At 64.7% G+C, this 23779-nt stretch carries 20 protein-coding genes; 4 read left to right on the forward strand and 16 right to left on the reverse strand.

Features of this window, described 5'->3' with window-relative positions:
* Positions 1 to 25 precede the first annotated feature (25 nt).
* Positions 26 to 1399, forward strand: a complete 1374-nt coding sequence (locus FS665_RS20485; protein ID WP_145192733.1) for an APC family permease — start codon at positions 26 to 28, stop codon at positions 1397 to 1399.
* A gap of 72 nt (positions 1400 to 1471) precedes the next feature.
* Entirely contained in the window at positions 1472 to 2659 is a 1188-nt protein-coding gene (locus FS665_RS20490; RefSeq protein ID WP_178108382.1) for an MFS transporter, read from the forward strand.
* 14 nt (positions 2660 to 2673) lie between these two features.
* Here the strand turns inward: FS665_RS20490 and FS665_RS20495 are convergent, their stop codons facing one another.
* From FS665_RS20495 to FS665_RS20535, 9 genes are all read right to left on the reverse strand, one after another.
* Entirely contained in the window at positions 2674 to 2976 is a 303-nt protein-coding gene (locus tag FS665_RS20495; protein ID WP_145192735.1) for a hypothetical protein, read from the reverse strand.
* Positions 2977 to 3084: 108 nt separating this feature from the next.
* A complete protein-coding gene (locus FS665_RS20500) occupies positions 3085 to 4044 on the reverse strand; it encodes a D-glycerate dehydrogenase (protein ID WP_145192737.1) in 960 nt (319 codons plus the stop codon).
* A gap of 9 nt (positions 4045 to 4053) precedes the next feature.
* Positions 4054 to 5346: an MFS transporter gene (locus FS665_RS20505; RefSeq protein WP_145192739.1), complete on the reverse strand. Its 1293-nt coding sequence runs from the start codon at positions 5344 to 5346 to the stop codon at positions 4054 to 4056.
* Between the two features lie 63 nt (positions 5347 to 5409).
* Complete coding sequence (locus FS665_RS20510) at positions 5410 to 6360, reverse strand: sugar kinase (RefSeq protein WP_145192741.1); 951 nt, start codon at positions 6358 to 6360, stop codon at positions 5410 to 5412.
* Positions 6353 to 7144: a sugar phosphate isomerase/epimerase gene (locus FS665_RS20515; RefSeq protein ID WP_145192743.1), complete on the reverse strand. Its 792-nt coding sequence runs from the start codon at positions 7142 to 7144 to the stop codon at positions 6353 to 6355. The genes FS665_RS20510 and FS665_RS20515 overlap by 8 nt, the downstream gene beginning before the upstream one ends.
* A 67-nt stretch (positions 7145 to 7211) precedes the next feature.
* On the reverse strand, positions 7212 to 8234 hold the full coding sequence (locus FS665_RS20520) for a LacI family DNA-binding transcriptional regulator (RefSeq protein ID WP_145192745.1): 1023 nt from the start codon (positions 8232 to 8234) through the stop codon (positions 7212 to 7214).
* A gap of 229 nt (positions 8235 to 8463) precedes the next feature.
* Positions 8464 to 9699 carry a cytochrome c gene (locus tag FS665_RS20525; RefSeq protein WP_145192747.1) on the reverse strand — a complete coding sequence of 412 codons (1236 nt, stop codon included), beginning with the start codon at positions 9697 to 9699 and terminating at the stop codon, positions 8464 to 8466.
* Positions 9700 to 9711: 12 nt separating this feature from the next.
* Entirely contained in the window at positions 9712 to 11496 is a 1785-nt protein-coding gene (locus tag FS665_RS20530; protein ID WP_145192749.1) for a GMC family oxidoreductase, read from the reverse strand.
* A gap of 2 nt (positions 11497 to 11498) precedes the next feature.
* Positions 11499 to 12245 (reverse strand): gluconate 2-dehydrogenase subunit 3 family protein, encoded by a 747-nt coding sequence (locus tag FS665_RS20535; RefSeq protein ID WP_145192751.1) that lies wholly within the window; start codon positions 12243 to 12245, stop codon positions 11499 to 11501.
* A gap of 175 nt (positions 12246 to 12420) precedes the next feature.
* Between FS665_RS20535 and FS665_RS20540 the strand changes: the two genes are divergently transcribed.
* Both FS665_RS20540 and FS665_RS20545 read left to right on the forward strand, forming a co-directional pair.
* Positions 12421 to 13272: a LysR family transcriptional regulator gene (locus FS665_RS20540; RefSeq protein ID WP_145192753.1), complete on the forward strand. Its 852-nt coding sequence runs from the start codon at positions 12421 to 12423 to the stop codon at positions 13270 to 13272.
* A 97-nt stretch (positions 13273 to 13369) separates the two neighbouring features.
* Positions 13370 to 14362 (forward strand): aldo/keto reductase, encoded by a 993-nt coding sequence (locus FS665_RS20545; protein ID WP_145192754.1) that lies wholly within the window; start codon positions 13370 to 13372, stop codon positions 14360 to 14362.
* A gap of 168 nt (positions 14363 to 14530) precedes the next feature.
* On the opposite strand, the gene FS665_RS20550 is transcribed toward FS665_RS20545, so the two are convergent.
* The 7 genes from FS665_RS20550 to FS665_RS20580 all read right to left on the reverse strand — a co-directional run bounded on the left by FS665_RS20550 (position 14531) and on the right by FS665_RS20580 (position 23662).
* On the reverse strand, positions 14531 to 15595 hold the full coding sequence (locus FS665_RS20550; protein ID WP_145192756.1) for a lipocalin-like domain-containing protein: 1065 nt from the start codon (positions 15593 to 15595) through the stop codon (positions 14531 to 14533).
* Positions 15585 to 18032 carry an FtsX-like permease family protein gene (locus tag FS665_RS20555; RefSeq protein ID WP_145192757.1) on the reverse strand — a complete coding sequence of 816 codons (2448 nt, stop codon included), beginning with the start codon at positions 18030 to 18032 and terminating at the stop codon, positions 15585 to 15587. Before FS665_RS20555 ends, FS665_RS20550 begins: the two co-directional genes overlap by 11 nt.
* Complete coding sequence (locus FS665_RS20560) at positions 18032 to 18688, reverse strand: ABC transporter ATP-binding protein (RefSeq protein ID WP_145192759.1); 657 nt, start codon at positions 18686 to 18688, stop codon at positions 18032 to 18034. Before FS665_RS20560 ends, FS665_RS20555 begins: the two co-directional genes overlap by 1 nt.
* Positions 18689 to 18770: 82 nt before the next feature.
* Entirely contained in the window at positions 18771 to 19559 is a 789-nt protein-coding gene (locus FS665_RS20565; RefSeq protein ID WP_145192761.1) for an IclR family transcriptional regulator, read from the reverse strand.
* Positions 19560 to 19639: 80 nt separating this feature from the next.
* Positions 19640 to 21097 (reverse strand): amidase, encoded by a 1458-nt coding sequence (locus tag FS665_RS20570; RefSeq protein WP_145192763.1) that lies wholly within the window; start codon positions 21095 to 21097, stop codon positions 19640 to 19642.
* Positions 21094 to 22404 carry a citrate-proton symporter gene (locus tag FS665_RS20575; protein WP_145192765.1) on the reverse strand — a complete coding sequence of 437 codons (1311 nt, stop codon included), beginning with the start codon at positions 22402 to 22404 and terminating at the stop codon, positions 21094 to 21096. Before FS665_RS20575 ends, FS665_RS20570 begins: the two co-directional genes overlap by 4 nt.
* 70 nt (positions 22405 to 22474) lie before the next feature.
* On the reverse strand, positions 22475 to 23662 hold the full coding sequence (locus FS665_RS20580) for a M20 aminoacylase family protein (protein WP_145192767.1): 1188 nt from the start codon (positions 23660 to 23662) through the stop codon (positions 22475 to 22477).
* Between the last annotated feature and the right edge of the window lie 117 nt (positions 23663 to 23779).

Genomic DNA, 23779 nt, shown 5'->3' on the forward strand with positions numbered 1-23779 from the left:
CTGCATCCTCTTTCAGGAGTTAGCTATGCATACAACAACAACTACAGCTCAACCCCAGCACCCAGCCTCGTCCGCCCTCCCTCGCAGCACCTTCCGCCCGTCCATGAGCATGACCGCCCTGGTGCTGTTCGGCCTCGCCTACATGGTGCCGCTGGCGGTATTCACCACTTACGGGCTGGTCACCCAGATGACCAAGGGCCACCTGCCCCTGGCCTACGTCCTGACCCTCGCCGCCATGCTGCTCACCGCCTACAGCTACGGGCGCATGGTCCAGGCCCACCCGTACTCAGGCTCGGTCTACACCTACACACGCAAAGCCTTTGGCAGCCACTTTGGGTTCATGGCCGGGTGGACCCTGCTGCTCGACTACATCTTCTTGCCATTGCTCAGCTACCTGCTGATCGGCATCTACCTGGCCGAATACTTCCCGGCCGTGCCCGCCTGGGTCTGGGTCGCGGGCTCGATTGCCCTGGTGACCTTTCTCAACCTCATCGGCATCGAGTCGATCACTCGGGTCAACTGGATACTGGTGGTTGCCCAACTGGTGTTCATCGTGGTGTTCGTGGCCCTGTCGTTGCGCCACCTGGGTGGTCAGACAGCGCCGGTGTCGCTGTTGGCGCCGTTGCACCATGAGGGTTTCAGCGTGCCGTTGATCATGACCGGGGCGGCGGTGCTGTGCCTGTCGTTTCTGGGGTTCGATGCGGTATCGACCATGGCCGAAGAAACCCGCGACCCTACCCGGCGCATACCACGGGCGATCATGGCGGTGTCGTTGATCGGTGGCCTGCTGTTCTTGCTGGTGTCGTACTTCGCTCAGCTGGTGTTTCCTGACTGGGCGAGCTTTGCTGACCCCGACTCCGCCTCGGTCGATGTCATGCGCCGAGTCGGTGGCGAACTGCTGGTAACCGCCTTCACCGCTACCTACGTGGCGGGCTGCTTCGCCTCGGCAATGGTGTCGCAAGCCAGCGTGTCACGGGTGCTGTTCGCCATGGGCCGCGACGGCGCGCTGCCGAGGGTGTTCGGCCGCCTGGCAACGCGCAAGCGGGTGCCGGCCACGGCGATCCTGCTGGTCAGCCTGCTGTCGCTGATCGCCCTGTTCATCACCCTCGACACCGTTGCCAACATGATCAGCTTCGGCGCCTTGTTCGCTTTTTCCGCGGTGAACCTGGCGGTGGTCAAGCATTACCTGGTCGACCAGCAATTGCGCGGGCTGCGCAACCAGGTGCTGTATGGCGTGATTCCTGGGCTGGGCTTTCTCAGCACGATCTGGCTGTGGACCAGCCTGTCGAGCCTGTCATTCACCATTGGCCTGTGCTGGATGGCGGCCGGGTTCACCTGCCTGCTTGGCTTGACCAAGGCTTTCAAGGTGAAGTTGCCCGAACTGCAGATGGCTGAGTGATGCCCCAGGCTGGGCAATGGCAATGCTATGATCCCGCATTAAACGTTTCAGTATGTTTCATAAGGGACCGCAATGTCTGTTCAGCAAATACCGCCGCTCGCCGCGACCAAGGGCGATATCGCCCGAATGGAAGCGGCTATGGCACTCGGCAGCTTCGCCATCGGCACTGGCGAGTTCGCCATCATGGGCTTGATGCCCGATATCGCCAGCAACCTGCACCTGAGCGAGCCGCAAGTAGGCCATGCCATCAGCGCCTACGCCCTTGGTGTGGTGGTTGGCGCGCCAGCGCTGGCGATCCTCGGCGCCAAGCTGCTGCGCAAGCACATGCTGCTGTTGCTGATGGCCCTGTACGCCATCGGTAACCTGGCCACTGCGTTCGCCCCCTCGTTCGCCAGCATGGTCGCGTTCCGCTTCATCAGCGGCTTGCCCCACGGCGCCTACTTCGGGATCGCCGCGGTGGTAGCCTCGAGCATGGTACCGAGCAACCAGCGCGCCGGGGCGGTGGCGCGGGTGATGATGGGCCTGACCCTGGCGATGCTGCTGGGTAACCCTGTGGCGACCTTCCTTGGCCAGTTCTTCGGCTGGCGCTCGGCGTTCGTGCTGGTCGGCGCCATTGCCCTGTGCACCATCGCCTTGGTGTGGCGCTATGTACCGCAGCGGCGCGACGAGCCGCGCAGTGACCCCCGCAAGGAGTTGCAAGCCTTCGCCCTGCCGCAGGTGTGGATGGCGCTGGGCATCGCGGCAGTCGGCTTTGCCGGTATGTTCTGCGTGTTCAGCTACCTGGCCCCGACCATGCTGCAGGTGACTGGAGTGGCGCCTGAGTGGATTCCGTTCGGTCTGGCCGCGTTTGGCGCCGGGGGCATCATCGGCAACATCGCCGGTGGCAAGCTGTTCGACCGCTTGCAGTTCCGCGCAGTGGGCATCGTGCTGGTGTGGTCGGCCGCCGTGCTGTTGTTCTTCACCTTCGCCGCTCATGCGCTGTGGTCGGTGCTGCTGGGAATTGGCCTGGTCGGTACCATGATCGCCCTGGCCGCGCCGTTGCAGATTCGCCTGATGGACATCGCCCATGAGGCGCCAAGCCTGGCCGCTGCCTCCAACCATGCCGCGTTCAATCTGGCCAATGCCCTGGGCCCGTGGTTGGGGGGTATGGCCATCACGGCCGGCCTGGGTTGGACCAGCACCGGCTACATCGGCGCCGCCACGGCCGTTGCCGGGTTGCTGATCTTCTTGGTAGCGCGGCGCATGAAAGGCGGTCACTGACGCCGGTCGCGGACTCAGTGCGTGCCGTGCAACGCCTTGCCGATCATGTACAGGCCGGTGACGCTTTGCTGCGACAGGTAGCCTTCCTTGCTCCAGGCATGCAGCAGATAGGCAAAAAATGCAGTAGCCTGGGGCTTGTTGGCGACCATGTCCTCGATGCGCAGCAACAGGGTTTCCGACAGCACTTCCGGCTCGCATACCGCGCTCTGCGCTGACAGCGCCTGATCGATCAGGGTTATCAGCTCGCCGGCCCGCGGGCACAGCGCTTGCATCACGCAGGTCCGCAACTGCTGTTGCGGCGTAAACGTCAGCGGCATTTTCTTGGCACTCCCTACCACAAAGAATTAATCACTTTGGATGGGAGTATAGAAACGTCGAAAAAGTGGCACGGCCTGGAAAATAAATTTTCCAGGCCGTTCGTGGGGTCAATTGACCACGTTCGCCGGCCGTTGCCCGGCCAGGGCGCTCAGCAGGTTTTCCACGGCGCAGCGGGCCATGGCTTCACGGGTTTCGTGGGTGGCCGAGCCGATGTGCGGGGTTGCCACTACGTTTTCCAGCCGCAGCAATGGCGAGTCGGCCGGCAGCGGTTCTTGCACGAACACATCCAGGCCTGCGCCACGGATGCGTTTTTCCTGCAACGCAACCAGCAGCGCCGCCTCATCGACCACACGTCCCCGGGCGATGTTCACCAGAATGGCTTCAGGCTTCATCAAGGCTAGCTCGCGGGCACCGATCAGCTTCTCGGTGGCTGCACTGAGCGGCACTGTCAGGCACACATAGTCTGCCTCGGCCAACAAGGTATCGAGGTCGCAGTAGCGCGCCGAATAGCGAGCTTCCACCTCAGGTTTCGGCCGGTTGCTGTGGTACAGCACCTGCATGCCGAACCCGGCTGCTGCCCGTCGCGCCACGGCTTGGCCGATCCGGCCCATACCGACGATACCGATGCGCTTGCCGTGCACGTCGTTGCCAAAATGCGCCGGCCCGAGGCTGGCCTGCCAGTGCCCGTCGCGCACCCAATTGGCCAGCTCGACCACGCGCCGCGCCGTGGCCAGCAACAAGGCCAATCCTGTGTCAGCGGTGGTTTCGGTCAGCACGTCGGGGGTGTTGGTGAGCATGATGCCGCGCCGGGTCAGCGCTTCAATGTCGTAGTTGTCGACCCCAACGGACACGCTGGCGATCACTTGCAGCTGCGGCGCCAGGTCGAGCAATCCAGCGTCCAGGCGCAGACTGGCGCCGAGCAGCCCGTGGGCGCCGGGCAAGGCGTCGCGCAAGCGCGCCAGGCCGTCGGCGGCGCTGGTATCGACCCAGGTCACCTCGACCTGCTGCTCGAGTTGCGCCAACAGGGCTGGCGACAAGCGTTTGTATAAGACCACACGTTTTTTCATGACAGTTTCCTATTGGCTCATGGCCAGACGTGGCCCGCCGCGTTGCGCCCGGCCGGGAGTCTGAGAGGTTTTCAACACGGCCGTGAGCGCCACCGCCGCCAGCAGCGCTCCCGACATGAACAGGTACGAGGCGCCCGGCCCGCCGGTGGCGCCATTGAGGTAGCCGACCAGCCACGAGCCGCCGAACGAACCCAGCGCGCCCATGCTGTTGATCAATGCCATGGCCCCACCGGCCACGTTGCTTGGCAAGATTTCCGGGACGATGGCGAAGAATGGTCCGTAAGGAGCGTACATACAGGCCCCGGCGATCACCAACAGCGCATACGACAACCAGAAATGCTCGGTGCCCAACGCGTAGGAGCCATAGAACGCTACTGCGGCGATCAGCAATGGCGGCCACACGAAGCGCTTGCGCTTTTGCAAACGGTCCGAAGCCCAGGACACCCCGATCATGCCGATCACCGCCGCCATGTAAGGCACCGAGGCCAGCCAGCCGGCCTCGACGATGTCGACATTGGCCGCTTGCTTGAGAATCGAAGGCAGCCACAGCACGAAGCCATACACGCCAATGCTCCAGCAGAAGTACTGCAGCGACAGCACGATGACCTGCGGCGAGCGAAACGCTTCACGGTAGTTCTTTACCGGTTTTATGCCCTGCTGCTCTGCGGCCAGGGCCTGTTGCAGCTGGGTTTTGTCCTGCTCGCTCAACCACTGCACCTGCGCCGGGCGATCATCTACCAGGCGCCACCAGATGAACGCCCAGAGTACCGCCGGCAGGCCTTCGATGATGAACATCCAGCGCCAGTCGAAGTGCTTGATCAGGTAGCCGGACACCACCGACATCCACAGGATGGTCACCGGGTTGCCCAGCATCAGGAAGGTGTTGGCGCGCGAGCGCTCGGCTCGGGTGAACCAGTGGCACAGGTACACCAGCATGGCCGGCATGACCGCCGCCTCGACCACGCCGAGCAAAAAGCGAATGGCGATCAGCAGGTAGACGTTGCTGATCATGCCGGTCAGGGTCGCCAGGCCGCCCCAGAGGATCAGGCTGACGAAGATCAGTTTCTTCACGCTGCGTTTTTCGGCGTAGATCGCGCCGGGGACCTGAAAGAAGAAATAACCAAGGAAGAACAGCGCCCCCAGCAGCGAAGACAGCACGGGCGTGATCTTCAGGTCATCGGCCATGCCGGAGGCAGCGGCGAAGCCGTAGTTGGCGCGGTCCAGGTAGGCCAGGCTGTAGGTGATGAAGACGATCGGGATGATGTACCACCAGCGGCGTGGTGCGAGGCGAGTCGATTGCATGAAGGGTGCTCCTGAGCGTGTTGTTTTTGTCGCAACAGGGCCGGCATGCCGGCGATCAGAGTTTCAGGCACTTCTGCGCAGTTCGTGCGCTTGCAGTTCGCTGCGGCTGGGCAAGCCTTCCATGTCGCCGCGCGACTGCACCGCGCGGCTGCCGCACCAATTGCCTCGGGCCACCGCCTCGACCAGCGCGCGGCCTTCGAGCAGCGCACTGACCACGCCCACGGCAAAGGCATCGCCGGCGCCCACCGTGTCGACCACCTTGGCCACCGGTACGGCCGCGACCTGCCCTGCTTCGCGTTGGTTGCGGTAATAGGCACCGGTGTCGCCGAGCTTGATCACCACGTGCTCTACCCCCTGGTCGAGGTAGAAAGCGGCGATATCGGCAGGGGTGCGTTGCCCGGTGAGCAGCCGGCCCTCTTCCAGACCTGGTAGTACCCACTGCGCCTTGACGGCCAGGGCGTTGATCTCGCGGACCATGCTGGGCTGATCTGGCCACAGCGAAGGGCGCAGGTTGGGGTCGAACGACACCGTACGCTTGGCTGCGCGCATGCTGTCGATCAGCGCATGAGACAGCGCGCGGCAGCTGCTCGACAGCGCTGGCGGTATGCCCGTAGCGTGCAGGTGGCGGGCCTTGAGCAGTGTGGGTGACAGCAGCGCAGTGGACATGCGGCTGGCGGCCGAACCTGCGCGGAAGTACTCGACGGCAGGGTCGCTGCCATCGTCGCAGCGGCTTTTGAGCTGGAAACCGGTCGGACAGCCGGCGTCGATCTCGACACTGCCGCAGTCCAACCCTTCCCGGCGCAGGCTAGCGAGTACGAAGCGCCCTAGCGAGTCATCCCCGACCCGGCTCAGCCAGCGCACGGCAAAGCCCAGGCGTGCCAGACCAATGGCAACGTTGCTGTCAGCGCCCGCAATGCGCTTGCTGAAGGCGCCAACCTGGGCAAGGTCACCGGCTTGCTCGGCGACGAACATGGCCATGGTCTCGCCGAAGCACAACACGTCATGCTCACGCATGGCTCACCTCCTCGCCTGCGCCAAGTGTCAAGCCCAAGCTGCCAAGGGTTTGCACCTGGGCGCGGGTCACGGCCAGCAGGTCGTCGCTGACCAGCGGGTACTCCACTGCCCGAACCAGGCCTGGGGTGAATTCCTCGAATAACCCTTGCCAGGCCTGCAGATCATCGGCCTTGGGCACGACTGCGTGCAAACGACCGTCAGCGCCACGCTGGACCGCCTTGCAGTGCACGTAGCGCACCCAGCGGCCCAGTTGCCGCGCCGCCTGCAGCGCTGACTCGCCCTGCCATTGCCAATTGCCGATATCGAAGGTCATGCCCAGCGGCAATCCCCAACCCTCGGCATGCTGGAAGAAACGCAGCATGGGCTCGATCCGCCCGCCTTGCACAGTCTGGTCATTCTCGACCAGCAGCAGAGGCCCGCCCTCGCCGAGCATGGCCTGCAAGGCCGGCAGTTGGCAGCGTTCGTGGTAGTGACCGAGCGACACCTTCAGCGCCACCGCCCCTAGCGCCTTGGCCTGGGCAAGTTTGGTCGGCAATTGCGGGTCGGGCTGGCCATCGCGGGTCCACAGCTCAAGCGGTGAAGAGTACAAGGCTTCAAGGCCAGACCTGACGACGGCCTGGCGCAAGGCGGCAGCATCGACAGGTGCGTCGAATAACTCCTCGCGCAACTCGATGCGGCGGACACCGGCCGCCACAAGCAATGGGATGAAGCTGGCCTGGCCACGTTGGCGTACAAGGTCTGCGCCGTAGCTGGAAAGGCTGATGGAAACGGGGTTCGGGTGCATTGTTGTTGTCCTTATGAAACCGGTTTCATTTTTGTTGAAATGCATGGGCAGCGCTGCTGCCCGGTGATCAGGTTGGGCGTTGGGTAGAACCTCGGGTAATCAGCGATGCTTTGAACGCGATGCGCTTGGGCGCTTCGATGCTACCGCGCAGGCGCTCGAGCAGGCACTCGAAGGCCGCGACGCCGATGCGGTTGGTCGGTTGGGCCAGCGCGGTGATACCGCTGCCGACCAGGGGATACCAGTCCAGCTCGTCCAGCGCGATCAGCCCGACGTCGTCGAACAGCTTGCAGCCCGATTCGTGCAGCACGCGGGTAACGGCCAAGGTAGCGACGCCGTTGAAGGTGAAGATCGCTTGCGGGCCATGGCCGCGGCTGCCGAGGAAAGCGCCGAGCCGTGCTGGCAGGCTGGCATCGAGTTCCAGCAGTTGCTGGCGCATGCCGTTACGTTTGCTGATCGAGGCGCCGAAGGCTGCCACTCGTTCCTGGCGCGAGCTGGTGCCATCGAGCGGCTCGGTGACGGCGAGGATATCGCGATACCCTTGGGCCTGCAGATGGTCCAGGGCCTGCTCGACGGCATCGGCGTTGTCCAGCCCGACCAGGTCGACGTTCAGCTCAGGCAGCTGCCGGTCGACCAGCACCAGGGGAATGTCACGTTGCAGGTTGAGCAGCTCGCCTTGGTGACGGCCCAGGGTGTTCACGATCAGCCCTTCGACGTTGTAGGACTGCAGGGCGGTCAGGTGATGACGCTCCTGCTCATCGTCGCGGTTGGTGTTGCACACCACCAGGCTGTAGCCGTGCTGGCGGCAGGCCGTTTCCACGCCGTGCATCACGGCCACTGAGTAGGGATTGAGAATGTCGGCCACGAGCATGCCGATCAGCCGCGTCTGGCCGCGCTTGAGGCCGCGGGCCATCTGGTTGGGGCGGTAGCCTAGGCGCTCGATGACTTCTTCCAGGCGCTTGGCGGTAGCGTCGGCCAGGAGCTGGCGGTCGCCGCCGATGTATCGCGAAACCGTGGCCTTGGACACACCGGCCACTCGCGCCACCTCACTGATGGTCACCCGCCCGCGGGCAGGCGATGCTGAATCTGTCACGGCGAAGCCCCTTGTGGTTGTTGTAGGCGACATCGTATGAAACCGGTTTCAATACAGCAAAACCGATGGCGTCCGTCAACCCTCCGCTGGTCGGGAGGCATAGTCGAACGCCATAATTTACATCAGATAAACCTCGTAACCTATTGTTTAAACACGTCTTGTTGGGTGAAGCATTAACCTCTAGGCGAGCACTGGCAAAACCGGTGCTCTACCACGTGCTCCTCGGTCCTCAGCGCAAATCTTTCACGTCCTTGGCACTTACCTTGGCACCCTGGTTACCCCAGCTGGTGCGAATGAAGTTCACCACGTCAGCCACCTCCTGATCGCTCAACCGCCAGCCGAACGCCGGCATGGTGAATTTCGACGGTGTCGTGTGGGTTGCAGGCAGCGTCCCGCCTGCCAGTACGATGTGGATCAACGATGTCGCATCGGCTGTCTGCACCACCGGGTTGCCAGCCAGCGCCGGGAACACCCGGGTATAACCGTGGCCATCGGTGCGGTGACAGGCCGCGCAGTTGTCGATGTACACCGAGGCACCCGCCTTGCTGTCGTCGCCTTTCCACAAGGCATCGGCTACCTGCTGGTCATACGCATGCGGTTGGTCGTCGGGATTGCTTGGCGGCAGCGTCTTGAGGTAACGGGCGATGGCCGTCAGGTCGTCGTCGCTGAGGTGTTGCAGGCTGTGCTCGACCACATCGCTCATACCGCCGAACACCGCACTGCGGTCACTGCGGCCGGTCTTGAGGAACTGCACCAGTTGCTCTTCGCTCCAGCTGCCCAAGCCGTCCTTGTGATCGCCGCGCAGGCTCTTGGCGATCCAGCCTTCAAGCGGCGCGCTGCCGGCCAGAAACTGCTCGCCGTCGGCCGGGCTCAGGGCTTTTTCCTGCATGGTCAACGCTCGCGGCGTATGGCAAGCGCCACAGTGGCCCAGGCCTTCGACCAGATACGCGCCGCGGCTGACCACCGGGTCCGCACCACTTGGGGCCTGCCAGGCCTTGACCTCGGGGGCGAACAGCCCACGCCAGATCGACAGCGGCCAGCGCATGCTCAAGGGCCAGGGAATGTCGGTCGGCTTGTTGGCTTGCTCCACAGGTGCCACCCCGTGCATGAAATAGGCATACAGCGCCTGCATGTCGGCATCGCTTACCCGCGCATAGGACGGGTACGGCATGGCCGGATACAGCGTGCTGCCGTCCTTGGCGATGCCCCTGCGCACGGCATTGTCGAAGTCGGCGAAGCTGTAGTTGCCGATGCCGCTGGCATGCGGGGTGATGTTGGTGGAGTACACCGTGCCGATTGGGGTTTGCATCGGCAGACCGCCAGCGAACGGCTTGCCGTCCTTGGCGGTGTGGCAGGCAACGCAGTCGCCGGCACGGGCGAGGTATTGGCCTTGCTTGATCAGGGCGTCATCGGCATGGCTGGCGGCGCTGCCGAGCAGTAAAGAGGCGATCAACAGATTTTTCATGTGCATCGCTCCTCAAACCTGAACCAGCGGGCCAGGGTTTTTCAGGTACTGCTCGCGGATCGCCCGCGCCGACCAGTAGGTCAAGGCCGCCACCAGCCCGGTGGGGTTGTAGCCCAGGCCTTGGGGGAATGCCGAAGCGCCCGGCACGAACACGTTGTGCACGTCCCAGCTTTGCAGGTAGCGGTTAAGCGCGCTGGTGCGTGGATTGGTGCCCATGATTGCCCCGCCGTTCAGGTGGGTAGTCTGGTAGTTGGCGGTGTTGAAGTGTTCCTTGACCTTCTTGCCCAGCACGGCGATGGATGTCGGGTTCATCGCCTGGGCGATCTTGCTCAGTTTGTCGACCATGAACTGGTTCATCTTGATGTCGTTTTCCTGCCAGTCGAAGGTCATGCGCAGCAACGGCTGGCCGTACGCATCGCGGTAGGTGGGGTCCAGGTCGAGGTAGTTGCCGCGGTAGGACTGGTGGGCCCCGTGGGCGTCCATCGACACCTGGTGGGTGTAGTAGTCGGCGGTAGCCTTCTTCCAGGCGCTGCCCCACGCGGGCGTGCCTGGTGGCGTGCCGCCCCCGGCAATCGGCCGGGTTCCGGCCTGGTTGACCCACATCGGCGAGCCACCGACGAAGCCATGCGGGCCATGGTCGAAGTTGTCGGCGTTGAAATCGTCGATGGCCACGCCGTTGCCGCCGGCACCGATGAAGTTGTTGGTATAAGTGTTCTTGTCGAAGAAGGCCTTCACCGTGCCCATGTTCTGATAGGCGAAGTTACGCCCGACCACGCCTTCGTTTTTCACTGGGTCATAGGGCTTGCCGATGCCCGAAAGCAGCATCAGGCGCACGTTGTTGAACTGGAAGGCAGCGAGGATGACGATGTCCGCAGGCTGCTCCACTTCACGGCCCTGGGCATCGATGTAGGTGACCCCGGTGGCCTTGCGCTTGCTGTCATCGAGGTTGACCCGAAGCACATGCGCATTGGCGCGCAGCTCGAAGTTCGGCACCTGGCGCAACGCCGGCAGAATGTTCACGTTCGGCGAGGCCTTGGAGTACATGTAGCAGACGTAGCCACTGCAGAAGCCGCAGAAGTTGCACGGCCCCATCTGCGCCCCGTATGGGTTGGTGTACGGCCCTGAGGTGTTGGCAGACGGCAGGTTGTACGGCTTGTAGCCCAGGCTTGCAGCAGCCTTGGCGTACAGCTGCGCAGACACCACATTCTTCTGCGCCGGCAGCGGGAACGGGTTGGAGCGGTCGGGTGCGTAGGGGTTGCCGCCCTTCCCTTCGCCGACCAGCTTGCCTTGCACGGTCCAGGCCTGGCCGGAGGTACCGAAGACTTTTTCGGCGAAATCGAAGTACGGCTCCAGCTCTTCATAGCTGACGCCGAAGTCCTGGATGGTCATGTCTTGTGGAATGAAGCTTTTGCCGTAGCGTTCTTCGTAGTGGCTGCGCATGCGCAACTCGATCGGGTCCACACGAAAGTGCACGCCCGACCAGTGCAGGCCGGCGCCGCCCACGCCCTTGCCGGGCAAGAACGCGCCGAGCTGACGATTGGGCAGCGCTACGTCATTGATGCTGTGACGGATGGTCACGGTTTCTTTCGAGACGTCGACGAACAGCTTCTTGCGGATGCTGTAGGTCAGCTCGTCGATCACCTGCGGGTAGCTGCCATCAGGATAGGTGTCCTGCATCGGCCCGCGCTCCAGCGCCACCACGTTGAGGCCGGCCTCGGTAAGCTCCTTGGCCATGATCGCGCCGGTCCAGCCGAAGCCGACGATCACCGCGTCAACCTTCTTCAATGCATTGGCCATGCTTATGCCCTCTCCCCACGAATCGAAACGGCTGGGAACGGGTACGGCTCGTTGCGTTCGGCCCAGTCCATGAAATCGGCCCGAGCACCGGGGAAGCCCACTTGAGTCCAGCCGACCATGCCTTTGTTACCGCCGTGGATGGGGTCGCAGAAAAAACCTTCGCGGGTGTTTTGCAGCAACAGGCTGAAAAACAGCTTGGCCGGCACCTGCTCGAAGGCGATGTCGCCCGCCTCGATCGCCGATAGAACTTTATCCTGGGTAGCGCTGTCTTGGGCGGCGAAGGCTTTGCCGCTGCTGTCCTTGCACCAGGCATCGGCCGCGGCGATCCCCAGACGGTAGATCTGCTGCGGGTTGAGCTGCATCTGGTAGCCAAGCTCCGGGGCGGCATCGGCATTGAATGGGCCTTGCATGTACCACAGGGCGCCGGTGGCATAAGGCGTGTTCATCTGGCGGTCGATGAACTCGCCAGCACCGGCTTCCAGGGCGCCAGGGCCGAGATCATCGGCGGGAATCAAGCGTGCCACTGCCGCTTGCACGAACGCCCACTCTTCGGCGGTGAAGAACGTGGGCTGGTAGTCGCTGGGCGGCGGCGTGGCAGGTACCTTGCGCGGTGCGGCTGGGGCGTGCACCGGCTCTGCGAGCAGCTGGCTCGCGCCCAGCCCCGTGCTGGCCACGGTGACCACCGGTATCAAGGTCAGCGTCTTGCGCAGAAAGTCCCGCCTCGGGTGGTCGGGTGCATGGTCAGACATGTGGAATCCTCATCGGCTTTCAGGGCAGTTCCAGCTTCCCTCTGGTCAGGGATCAGCGGCTGCCGCTTTTGAAAGCCGCGTACTCTAGCCGGTTCCAAATGATGATGAAACCGGTTTCATCGCAGCGCTCAACAGCTTAGGGCTTATCATGTGCGCTGCATCTTTGAGGTCCGCCATGATCGATTGGGAAAACCTGCGGCATTTCGCTGCATTCATCAGCACTGGCTCGCTCTCGGCGGCAGCCAAGCAGCTGGGTGTCGACCATGCCACCGTGGCCCGGCGTATCGCCGCGCTGGAGGCCGCGTTACAGCTCAAATTGGTCGATCGCAGGGCCAGGGCCTATGCATTGACCGAACAGGGGCGGCGCGTGGGCGAATACGCCGAGCAGATGACGCAGTCGTCGTTCGCCTTGGAGCACTTCGCCACGGCCGGCCAGCAACGCGTGGAAGGTGAAGTGGTGCTGGCCGCACCGCCGGCGCTGCTGGGCAGCATCATTGCCCGACACCTGGGCAGTTTGGCCCAGCGTTATCCGCAGCTGCGCCTGCGCCTGGTCGGCAGCAAATCGCGCGCCTCGCTGGCCCGCCGTGAGGCTGACATCAGCATCACGCTCGCCAGGCCGACCGAGCCCACCTTGGTGGCCAGCCTGCTGGGTTACCTGGATTACCGCCTGTACGCTTCGCCTGGCTACCTGCGCAGCAGCAGCCCTGGTCGCTACATCGGCTACGACGCTTCACAGGCCCGCTCGCCGCAGCAACAGTGGCTTAACCGCCAACGCGGCGAGCAGCCGTTGGTGTTGCAAAGCAACGACCTGCGCATCCAGGCCCAGGCGGCGGCCGGTGGCGTGGGCATCGCTTGCTTGCCGGCATTCATGGCCCTGGAGCATGGGCTGGCGGACGCCGGTCGTGAAGACCAGGCCATGAGCATCGAGATCTGGTTGGCCGTGCACGAGGATGTACGCAACACGCCGCGCATCAAGGCAGTGACCGACTTTTTGCAAGAGCAGGTCAAGCCGTTACTGCGCTTGTGAATTTATGCAGACTCCATGTGCAGCTATCTGGAATTTTCGCAACTGAACGCGCGCAGTAAGCTCCCCTCCAACGCTTTACAACCCTTGGGAGCAGCATATGCAGTACGTCAAATTGGGCAACACGGGGCTGGACATTTCGCGGCTCTGCCTGGGTTGCATGACCTTTGGCGAGCCAGCTGCCGGCACCCATCCCTGGACCCTGAACGAGGCTGACAGCCGCCCGATCATCCGCCATGCCGTGGAACAGGGGATCAACTTCTTCGATACTGCCAACAGCTACTCGGCCGGCACGTCGGAGATCATTCTTGGCAAATTGCTCAAGGCGTTCACTCGGCGCGAAGACACCGTGATCGCCACCAAGGTGTTCTTCCCCGCCAACATGTGGGAAGGCAGCGACCGACCTAATGAAAAAGGCCTGTCGCGCAAGGCGATCATGGCCAACATCGATGCCAGCCTGACGCGGCTGGGCACTGATTACATCGACCTGTACCAGGTCCACCGCTGGGACCCGCTCACGCCGATCGAGGAAACCATGGAGGCATTGAACGACGTGGTGCGTGCCGGCAAGGCGCGTTACATCGGGGCCTCATCGATGTACGCCTGGCAATTCGCCAAGGCCCAGCACGTGGCAGCGAGCAACGGCTGGAGCCGCTTCGTGTCGATGCAGAACTACCTGAACCTGATCTACCGTGAAGAAGAGCGCGAGATGATCCCGCTGTGCCTCGATCAAGGCGTTGGCCTGATGCCCTGGAGCCCGATGGCCCGCGGCCGCCTGACCCGCCCCCACGGTCAGCAGACGCAGCGCACCCGCACCGATGTCTCGGGCCAGTCGTTCTACCTGAACACCGAGGCGCAGGATGGCCGCGTCATCGATGTAGTCGAACAGATCGCCGCCGAGCGCGGGGTGCCGATGGCCCAGGTGGCGCTGGCCTGGGTGCTGGGCAAGCGCGGCGTCTCGGCCCCGATTGTCGGTGCCTCGAAAGTCGCTCAGCTCGATGATGCCGTGGCGGCCTTGGCACTGCAGTTGAGCGCTGAAGAAGTCGCCCGCCTCGAGGCGCCCTACGTGCCGCACGCGGTGGTCGGTATGTAGGAGCCGATCGCGGAGCGCTTTTTTGTGGGGGCGGCCTTGCGTCGCGATAGCGGTGCGCAGCGCCCCCAGTAAGGTAGCTTCGCAGCTGGAATTGCCGGGGCCGCTTTGCGGCCCTTTCGCGACATGAGGCCGCTCCTACAAGTGCCCTCCTCAGGACTGAATCCCGCATCAGTAGCCAGTCATCTCCAGATATCCGCGCCCCTGCACACGCCCACCAACCTGTACCGGCCCCTCCCAATACGGAAACCGCGTGCCCATCCAGGCCTCGGATTGCAGTGCATCCACCTGCGCATCCACCTGCACCGCTGGCACCTGCACACGCCAGCGGGTTGGCACGCGCTTGCCATTGCCCTGGTCGGTCCAGGCCAGCGGCGTCAGCTGGATTTCGGCGGCTTGCAGCGGCCGCACGCGCCCGTCTGCCGCTACCCAGGTCCCGGCCCTGTAGGGCGCACCCTGCGTTTCGCGCACCTGAAACAGCATGAGCTTGGCGCCGCCGTCCAGGTGCAGCGAGAACCAGTCCCAGCCGCTCTGCCCTGCTGCCAGCGGTTGACTGCTCCACTCCCGGTCGAGCCAAGCCTGGCCGGTGACGGCGATCCGCCGCCCATTTCGTTCGATTTCACCCGTGACCTCATAGAACGGCTGGCTGTAGTAATACGAGGCTTGGCCCTTGCCGGATTTTTCGCTGTAACCCTGCTTGCCATGCAGCACCAACGGCTTGTCGCTGGCCAACGCCAGGTCGTAGCGAAAGCCCGCGCCGCTGGCCCGCATGCGCAGGTGGCGAATGTCGTCATCGCCTTGCAGTGACCAATCGTCGATCCACGCGCGCATTGGCCCAATCTGCGCGCCAGCCTGGCCGATGCCGCCACGCGCCAGGGTTTCGCTGACCTGATGGCCGTGCGGATCAGTCAACGCGGCGTGCCCCATCCACACGTTCGGGCTGTTCCAGTCAGCTGTCTCCGGACCGGGACGCAGCGCCGAGCGGAACAGCGTCCACTGCACGCCCCAGTCGCGCCCCTCGGCGTCACGCAGATTGGCCGTTACGTACCACCACTCGATGCGATAGCCGTCATGCGCCGCATGGTCGCGGGGGAACTGCAACGCGCGGCCAGGCACCACCTGTTCGAACGCTGCCGCATCGGCGCCCAACCCCGCATAGCTCGAAGGCGGCGGCGCAGGCGCGTCGCAACCGGCGAGCAGGAGCGTGGCCACTGCCACCCACCGCTTAACGTTCATGGCTGAACCGCCGCAACAAATCGCTGGGCTGGCGCCGCGCCAACTGCCACAGCGGCCAGGCGCTGGCCAGCAGGCTGGTCAACACCCCCAGCATCGCCAGCTGCAACAACTGGTCGGGGAACACGTGCCAGGGCAGCCGCCAACCAAAGGCTTGCACATTGACCACGGCCACCAGGCACCAGGCCAGCAGCAAGCCGAGGGGGATCGCGAGGATCACCGTAAAGCCACTCAACATCAGCGTCTGGCCCAAGCTCAACCAGGCCAGCCAGCGTCGCGGCACGCCAAGTGCCCATAATGGCGCCAACTGCCCTAGACGTTGCTGGCCCAAGGTCAACTGGCTGATGAATAACGCAATACCGGCAACGCCCAGTGTCAGGCTGTTCAACGCCCCTGTCACGGCAAAGGTACGGCTGAAAATCTGCGTCGACCAGCGCTTCAGGCTGGCCTGCTCGACTAATTGCGAAGCGTCCAGGCCGTGGCGCGCGCGCAGCGCTTGCTCCACCGCTGCGATGTGCCCCGGGTGGATCAACAGGCTCAAGCCAGCGAGGCTAGCGGTCGGTGCGTGCTGACGCAGCCAGCCAGCATCGACCAGCGCATGCCCTTTGGGGTTGCCGTAGTCGGCATAGATTCCCACCAGGCGCAACGCCTGCGGCGGCTGGCCCGGCAGCTGCACCGGCGCGCCCAGGGCCAAGCCCAGGCGCCTGACCAATTGCTCGCTGAGCATCACCCCGCGGCCCGCCGACACCTGCGTCCAGGCATCGGCAGTCTGCTCAAGCAGCGGCCAGTGTGCGCGGTAGAACGGATGGTCGATAACACCCTGCACCTGTACCGGCCATTGCTGCAGCCGCCACTCCACACGCCAGCTGGGCAGCACCGCGTTTACCTGCGGATCCTGCTCAGCCTGCTGTTGCACCTGCAGCGCCTGGTCTTGATCGCGCGGCGAAACATATAGGTCCGCCGCCAGCCGCTGATCCAGCCAACCGACAAAGGTACGGCGAAAGCCCTCGGTCATGCCGCCCACCCCGACACTGGCGGCCAACGCCAACAGCAATGCCATTAGCGCCAGGCTCAGCGCCGGTAGCTGCTGTCGGCAGTCAGCGACGAACCACTGCGCCAGCGGCCGCGTGGCGCCACGCGCAAGCCCCGCCAGCAGCAACGCCAGTGCGCCTGGCAACAGCAAGGCAGCGGCCAGCAACAGGGCGGCGAGCATGGCGAAGGCGCTGGACAGGTTGTCGCCCAGGTAGCCACAGGCCATGGCCAGTGCTGCCAAGGTCACTCCCGCCAGCGCCTGACGCTTGAGCCACGGCACTTGCGCCAGCCGCCAGGCCTGGGGTTGCGCCAGCGCCAGCAGCGGCAGACGTGCGGCGCGCAGCAAGCTGTCCAGCCCCGCTATCAGCGCGCCGAGCATGCTCACTGCAACCCCGGCAAACCACCAGTACCACGGCAGGTGCAGCTGCCCAGCGACCTCGGCGCCATAGAGCCCGCGCAGGCTCGAAGCAAAATCTGGCAGCAGCGCGGCCGCCAGCACGTACCCCGCCGCCACTCCAGCCAAGCCGCCCGCCAGGGCGAACAGCCCCAGCTCCAGCGCCAACGCGGCCAACAGCACGCGCAGGCTCACCCCGCAGGCGCGCAAGGTGCGCATCAACCCGCGGCGCTGCTCCAGCGCCAAGCCGATGGCCGCATGCGCAATGAACAGGCCGACTACAAACGCCAGCAAGCCCAGCGCTGTCAGGTTGAGGTGAAAGCTGTCGGTCAGGCGCTGCAAATCGGCGTCGTCCTGCGCAGGTTGCAACAAGAGCCGTTCGGCGAGCGCAGCCGGCAGGGGCTGATCGCTGGTGCCGAGCAGGCGCGTCAGCTGTCCGGGCGCATCGAGCAAGGCCTGAGCGATGCCGATATCGACCAGCATCACGCCTGGCGCCAGTTGCGCTTTGACCAACAGCGGTGGCAATGCCCGCCCCGCCGGCGTGCGCGGCGCAGCGCCGAGTTGCGCGAAGGTGTCCGGCGCGACCCAGGCCTGGCCGGGTGCGTTGATGAACGCCTGCACATCGACACTGGCCGGATCTGCCCCAGCAACCGCCATACCGGGCAGCAGGCTCAGGGGCTCGATGCCGATCACCCGGATGTGCGCTGTCGGCGCCTCGGCCAGGCGCAGCCGCCCCTCCAGCACCGGCGTCACCGCCCAGCCCAATTGGCGAAGTTGCACGTACAGCGCCTGATCGAAACGCTGCCCGTCACGCGCGACGATTTGCGCGTGCGCCGGCCCGCTCAGCACCGCGCGCGCTTGTGCATAGTCGCTTCGCGCCTGGGCGTTGAGCGCCTGCACGCCGGTCCACAGCGCCGTGGCCAGCCACAACCCGGTGAACACGCTGATGCATTGCAGCCGGTGACGGCGCCAATGGCTGGCGAGTGCCTGCAAGCTGATCAATAACTGCGCCATCAGCCTTGCACCCGACCTTGGTGCAGCACGCAGCGATGTTGCAGGCATGCTGCCAGCCGCGGGCTATGCGTCACCATCAGCACGCTGCTGCCAGCCTCGCCGACCAATTGCAAGAGCAACGCCAGTACCTCGTCGCTGGTGGCCTCGTCGAGGCTGCCGGTCGGCTCGTCGGCCAGCAGCAGCGAAGGTCGGCTGGCCAGCGCGCGGCCGATGGCGACTCGCTGTTGTTGGCCACCTGAGAGCTGTTCGGGGTAACGCTCCAGCAGCGCCGCCAAGCCCAGGCGTTCGGCCAGGTAGGCCAGCCATGTGGGATCATGGCGGCCCGCCAGGCGCGCCTGGAATGCCAGGTTGGCAGCCACATCCAGGCTGCTGATCAGGTTGTACTGCTGAAAGACCAGGCCGATGCCCTCACGCCTCCAGCGCGCCAGGGCAGCCTCGTCGTGACTGGGCAAAGGTTGCCCATCGATCAGGATGCGGCCGCTGTCGGCGCGGTCCAGGCCCGCGAGCAAATGCAGCAACGTGCTTTTGCCGCTGCCCGATTCACCCATCAAGGCCAGGCTGCTGCCACGCGCCAGGGTCAGGTCGACGCCGCGCAGGACCTGCAACGGGCCTTGGGCGGTGGGAAAGGTCTTGTGCAGTTGCTCGATGGCAAGCATGGGTTACCTGGCTGAAGGTGATCGCAAGGGCATGGCTTGGACCTCGCACCCGGGGCACGGATTCATTCGCGTTGCCGCAGCGTCACTGCACCGAAGCCTGATTGCCCAGCGCGTGCTGCACCTGCCCCACGGTGTTCGCCAGGCTGTTCAGGTGCAAACCCAGCACCTGTTCGACCGGAGCCTGGTCCAGCGGCCAGTGCAAGGCGATGCTGCCGGCCAGGCGGCCCTGCACCCGCACTGGCAGGGCAATCGCGCGGATCAGAAACGGCAAACGCACCGGGTACTCCCAATGCCCTTCCGTGCGCTGGCCGAAGCCCCGCTGCGCATCGGCCTGCAGCTCGCGCAGCCACTGCTCGCCGCCCGACGGATCTTGCCGCGCCAGGCGCAGTACCTCCTCCGAGGTCAACTCTTTGAGGCACGCGCGGCCCATCGCCGAGTGAATCAGGCTGGCATGCTGGCCGACGATCTGGCAGTTGCTTGGATAACGCTTGCGCAACACCTGTGGAATGGCGCTCTCCATGACTTCCAGGCGCTCGCCATCGAAGCACGAGAGATCCACCACCAGCCCCGTGCGCTCGCTGAGTTCCAGCAACAAGGGCGCGGCGCTCTCCACCAACTGGCGCTTGAAGCGCTGCTGGCGGTCGCCGAACAGGCGCCGGGCGCTTAGGCGATAGCGCCGGTCGCTGAGGCCGCGATAGACCCAGCCCTGCTCCTGGAGGGTGGCGAGCATGCGAGAGGCGGTGGCCTTGGGCAGGCCGGTGAGGTAGTGCAGTTGTTCGAGGCCAAGCGCCTGATGCTCGCCCAACAGCTCGACGATGGCCAGCGCGCGCTCCACCGAGCGCACGCCGCTGCTGTCTGTCGCTGTGCCCATGTGTCCGACCTCCCTGTCTGCCTGTGATGAGCTGCCTGTAATGAGCACAACCCCAGCAAGATACGGGCCGGCCACCCACGTCAGCCCTGTTGCAAACGCGGCGGCGGCCGCCGCGCCACCCAGCGGGTCAGCTGTTCGTGGGCGTAGGCCAGCTGCAACACCGCTTGGTCGGCTTGAGCCGGCCCGATGATCTGCAGGCCCATCGGCAGCCCGGCAGCGTTGAATCCCACCGGCACGCTCATGCTCGGCAAGCCGGCCAGGGTTGGGCCGATCACCACTTCCATCCAGCGGTGGTAGGTGTCCATCGCCTGCCCTGCGATCTCCTTCGGCCAAGCCTCGGCTGCGTCGAAAGGAAACACCTGGGCCGACGGCAGCAGCAAATAATCGTAACGCGCGAACAAGGCGCCGACCGCCTGATACCAGGCACTACGGTCCAGCGAAGCCTGGTGCAGGGCCGCTGCGCCCAGCAGCTCACCGCCCTGCACTTCCCACTGCGCCTGCGCGTTGAGCAGCGGCCTTTTGGCCGGGTCGGCGTAGGCTGCTGCCAGATTGCCGTGCACCAGGAAGTGGCGATGGATCAGCCAGCATTGCCACAAGCGCGCCGGGTCGAAGCCAAGCTGGCACGGCTCGACCGTGCAGCCCAGCTCGGCGAAATCGGCCAAGGCCGCCTCGCAGAGGGCCATCACGCCAGGTTCCATCGGCAGATAACCGTCGTAGTCGCCGAGCCAGCCGATTCGCGCGCCCTTGAGGTCTCGCTGCAAGTCTGCAGCGAAATCCTGCCCGCCATCATTGAGCGACAGCGGCGCCCGCGCATCGTACCCGGCCTGCACGCTCAGCAACCGAGCTACGTCCGTCACGCTGCGCCCCATCGGGCCCTCGGTAGCGAGCTGCTGCATGAACAGCTCAGGCGTCGGCCCATACGGCACGCGGCCCAGTGAAGGGCGCAGACCGAACACGTTATTGAACGCCGCAGGGTTGCGCAGCGAGCCCATCATGTCGCTGCCATCGGCCACCGGCAGCAGCCGCATGGCCAGCGCGGCGGCGGCCCCTCCGCTGCTGCCACCGGCGACACGGGTGCAGTCGTAGGCATTGGTGGTGGTGCCGAACAGGCTGTTGTAGGTCTGCGAGCCGAGGCCGAACTCCGGCACGTTGCTCTTGCCGATGATGATCGCCCCACTGGCGCGCATGCGCGCCACGCTGATGGCGTCGTGCGCCGGCACCTGCTCGGCGAACAATGGCGAACCCAGGGTGGTGCGCAGCCCCGCCGTGGCCGCCAGGTCCTTGATGGCCTGGGGCATGCCGTGCATCCAGCCGCGAGAGTGACCGCGCGCCAGCTCGCGGTCGCAACTGTCGGCTTCGGCGAGCAAGGCGTCGGCTGCGCGCAGCGAGACCAGCGCATTGACCGCCGGGTTGAAGCGCTCGATATGGCCCAGGTACGCCTGCATCACCTCACGGCACGCCACTTGCCGGCCATGAATGGCCTGCGAGAGCGCTTCGGCCTCGAGGGCGACAATGGGGTCGATCGCTAATGCGGTCATGGTTTCACTCCCAGTTTGTAGGCAACGGCCCCGCCGCTACGCGGGGCTTCTTTCAGGCAGTACGTGCCCAACAAGGTCAGCAGGCAGGCGAACAATACATAGAACGCCGGGGCCACCGGTGTGCCCAGCGCTTTGCTGAGCCAAGTGACGATCAGTGGCGCGAAGCCACCGAACACCATCACCGCCACGTTGTAGGCCACCGACACGCCGGTAGACCGTACCTCGACCGGGAACTGCTCGGCCAGCGCGGTCGGCGCTGGGCCGAAGAACCCACCGATAGCCGTGCACAAGAGCAATTGCATCACCAGCAAGCGCTCGATCGATGGCGCGGCGGCCACCCAGACATACAGCGGGTAGACCATGACGAAAAACGCCAAGGTGAACGCCATCAGCACCGGCCGCCGCCCGAGCCGGTCCGACAGCGCCCCGGCCAGCGGAATGACCACGGTCATCAGCCCCACCGCCAGCATCTGCACCAACAGCACCTGGTCCAACGGCAGGCCAAGGTTGTGGTGCGCGAAGGTTGGCATGTTCACCAGCACCACGTAGAACGACACCGTCGCCCCGCACGCCAGGCCCATCGACACCAGCAGGCTGCGCCGATGCTCACGCAGCACCTGCCATAGCCCTGGTGCCTGGCCCTTGGCCTGTTGGCGCGCCTGCAAGAACTCCTCGGGCTCCTCCATGTGCTTGCGAATCCACAGCCCTACCGGCCCAATCAACAACCCCAACGCGAACGGGATCCGCCAACCCCAGCTGTCCAGTGCGGCCGGCGTGCACAAATGCGTGACCAGGGCCACCATCGCAGCGCCGGAGAACACCGCCAGGCACTGCCCCACCAGCTGCCAGGAGCCATACAACCCCTTGCGGTGGGCAGGCGCGCTCTCCACCAGAAATGCAGTGGCGCTGGCGTACTCTCCGCCAGTGGCAAAGCCCTGGAGCATGCGCGCCACGACGATCAACAGCGGTGCGCCCATGCCGATGGCCAGGTAGTTGGGGGCGAAAGCGATCATCGCGATCGACACGGTCATCAGGCGAATGATCAGCTGCATGGCGGCCTTGCGGCCCTTTCGGTCTGCGTACACACCCAACAGCACGCCACCGACCGGGCGCATGAAAAAGCCGACGCCGAATGTCGCCAGTGCCATCAGTAGCGAGGCATAGCTATCGTCGGAGGGGAAGAACTGGCGCGCAATGATGCTCGCCAGAAAGCCATAGACGATGAAGTCGTACCATTCCAGGGCGTTGCCGATCACCGCCGCGACCACTTGCCGGGTACGCGAGGCGCCGTTATTGGACATCTGCATGCGGAGTACTCCCAGGGAGGGGAAGCTGCAAGTCGCGAGCTTCAAGCTGCAAGAGAAGGCAGTACGGATTTCAGGGCTGCTCGGTCGGTGGTCGGTTGAGCCAGCGCTCAGCAAGCGCGGCCCAGTAGGCTGCTCCGGTAAGCAGGATGTCGTCGTTGAAGTCGTAAGCGGGGTTGTGCACCATCGGGCCTTGTACGCCGTTGCCGATGAACAGGTAGGCACCCGGGCAGCGTTGCAGCATCCAGGCGAAATCTTCGCTGCCCATCAGCTTGCGGGTATTGCCATCGACCCTGTCGGCGCCGAGCAACTCGATTCCGACCTCGCGAGCGAAGGCATTCTGCGCTGCATGGTTGACCAGCACGGGGTAAGCCGGGCGATGCTCGATGTGTACGCTACAGCCCAGGCTTTGCGCCTGGCCCTCGATGATCGCCCGCACCCGGGTCAGCATCTGCTCGCGTACCTGCGCATCCAGCGCGCGCAAACTCAGCCGCAACAGTGCGCGTTGCGGGATCACATTGGCCGCCTCTCCGGCTTGCAGGGCGCCAACGGTAACCACCGCCGCTTCCTGTGTATCGATATTGCGCGCCACCACGGTCTGCAACGCCATCACCACGCTGGCCGCTGCCACTAACGGGTCGACCGTCAAGTGCGGCATGGACCCATGCCCACCCACGCCTTCGAGGGTGACGGTGAGCAAATCCTGCGAGGCCATCATCGCGCCGTCACGAAAGCCCAGATGCCCGGCCGGCAGGCCTGGCATATTGTGCATGCCGAACAGCGCCTCGCACGGGAAGCGCTCCAGCAGCCCATCGGCAAGCATCGCCTGCGCCCCGCCCTGACCCTCTTCGGCCGGCTGGAAGATCAACGTCAGGGTGCCATCGAACCGCCGCGTCGCCGCCAGATAGCGCGCCGCGCCCAGCAGCATGGTGGTATGCCCATCGTGACCACAGGCGTGCATGCAGCCCGGATGGCGGCTTGCGTAGGCCGCACCGCTGGCCTCCTCGATCGGCAACGCGTCCATGTCCGCACGCAAGCCCAGGGTGCGCGAACTGCTGCCATTGCGCAGCACCCCCACCACACCGGTCTTGCCGATGCCTGCGTGGACTTCATAGCCCCACTGCTGCAGCAGCGCAGCGACCAGCGCCGAGGTGCGGCTTTCTTCGAAACCCAATTCAGGGTGAGCGTGAATATCGTGACGGATGCTGTGCAGGTCGCTGGCGACATCGCCGAGCCAGGCCAGGATGTGTTGATGCTGCATGGGCAAATCTCCTCGCGCGGGTGGTCCCGTTCTTGTTGTTCGCTGTGAGAGCACGACGGTCACGGCAGGTCGTGTTGGCCACAGATAAACGCGGGGCGCGTGAGGGTGCAAACGAAT

The sequence above is a fragment of the Pseudomonas sp. URMO17WK12:I11 genome (assembly GCF_007677725.1).
Lineage (GTDB): Bacteria > Pseudomonadota > Gammaproteobacteria > Pseudomonadales > Pseudomonadaceae > Aquipseudomonas.

Coding starts and splice junctions, on each gene's coding strand:
- FS665_RS20485 (WP_145192733.1), top strand. CDS start 26: ATGCATACAACAACAACTACAGCTCAACCCCAGCACCCAGCCTCGTCC.
- FS665_RS20490 (WP_178108382.1), top strand. CDS start 1,472: ATGTCTGTTCAGCAAATACCGCCGCTCGCCGCGACCAAGGGCGATATC.
- FS665_RS20495 (WP_145192735.1), bottom strand. CDS start 2,976: ATGCCGCTGACGTTTACGCCGCAACAGCAGTTGCGGACCTGCGTGATG.
- FS665_RS20500 (WP_145192737.1), bottom strand. CDS start 4,044: ATGAAAAAACGTGTGGTCTTATACAAACGCTTGTCGCCAGCCCTGTTG.
- FS665_RS20505 (WP_145192739.1), bottom strand. CDS start 5,346: ATGCAATCGACTCGCCTCGCACCACGCCGCTGGTGGTACATCATCCCG.
- FS665_RS20510 (WP_145192741.1), bottom strand. CDS start 6,360: ATGCGTGAGCATGACGTGTTGTGCTTCGGCGAGACCATGGCCATGTTC.
- FS665_RS20515 (WP_145192743.1), bottom strand. CDS start 7,144: ATGCACCCGAACCCCGTTTCCATCAGCCTTTCCAGCTACGGCGCAGAC.
- FS665_RS20525 (WP_145192747.1), bottom strand. CDS start 9,699: ATGAAAAATCTGTTGATCGCCTCTTTACTGCTCGGCAGCGCCGCCAGC.
- FS665_RS20530 (WP_145192749.1), bottom strand. CDS start 11,496: ATGGCCAATGCATTGAAGAAGGTTGACGCGGTGATCGTCGGCTTCGGC.
- FS665_RS20535 (WP_145192751.1), bottom strand. CDS start 12,245: ATGTCTGACCATGCACCCGACCACCCGAGGCGGGACTTTCTGCGCAAG.
- FS665_RS20540 (WP_145192753.1), top strand. CDS start 12,421: ATGATCGATTGGGAAAACCTGCGGCATTTCGCTGCATTCATCAGCACT.
- FS665_RS20545 (WP_145192754.1), top strand. CDS start 13,370: ATGCAGTACGTCAAATTGGGCAACACGGGGCTGGACATTTCGCGGCTC.
- FS665_RS20550 (WP_145192756.1), bottom strand. CDS start 15,595: ATGAACGTTAAGCGGTGGGTGGCAGTGGCCACGCTCCTGCTCGCCGGT.
- FS665_RS20555 (WP_145192757.1), bottom strand. CDS start 18,032: ATGGCGCAGTTATTGATCAGCTTGCAGGCACTCGCCAGCCATTGGCGC.
- FS665_RS20560 (WP_145192759.1), bottom strand. CDS start 18,688: ATGCTTGCCATCGAGCAACTGCACAAGACCTTTCCCACCGCCCAAGGC.
- FS665_RS20565 (WP_145192761.1), bottom strand. CDS start 19,559: ATGGGCACAGCGACAGACAGCAGCGGCGTGCGCTCGGTGGAGCGCGCG.
- FS665_RS20570 (WP_145192763.1), bottom strand. CDS start 21,097: ATGACCGCATTAGCGATCGACCCCATTGTCGCCCTCGAGGCCGAAGCG.
- FS665_RS20575 (WP_145192765.1), bottom strand. CDS start 22,404: ATGCAGATGTCCAATAACGGCGCCTCGCGTACCCGGCAAGTGGTCGCG.
- FS665_RS20580 (WP_145192767.1), bottom strand. CDS start 23,662: ATGCAGCATCAACACATCCTGGCCTGGCTCGGCGATGTCGCCAGCGAC.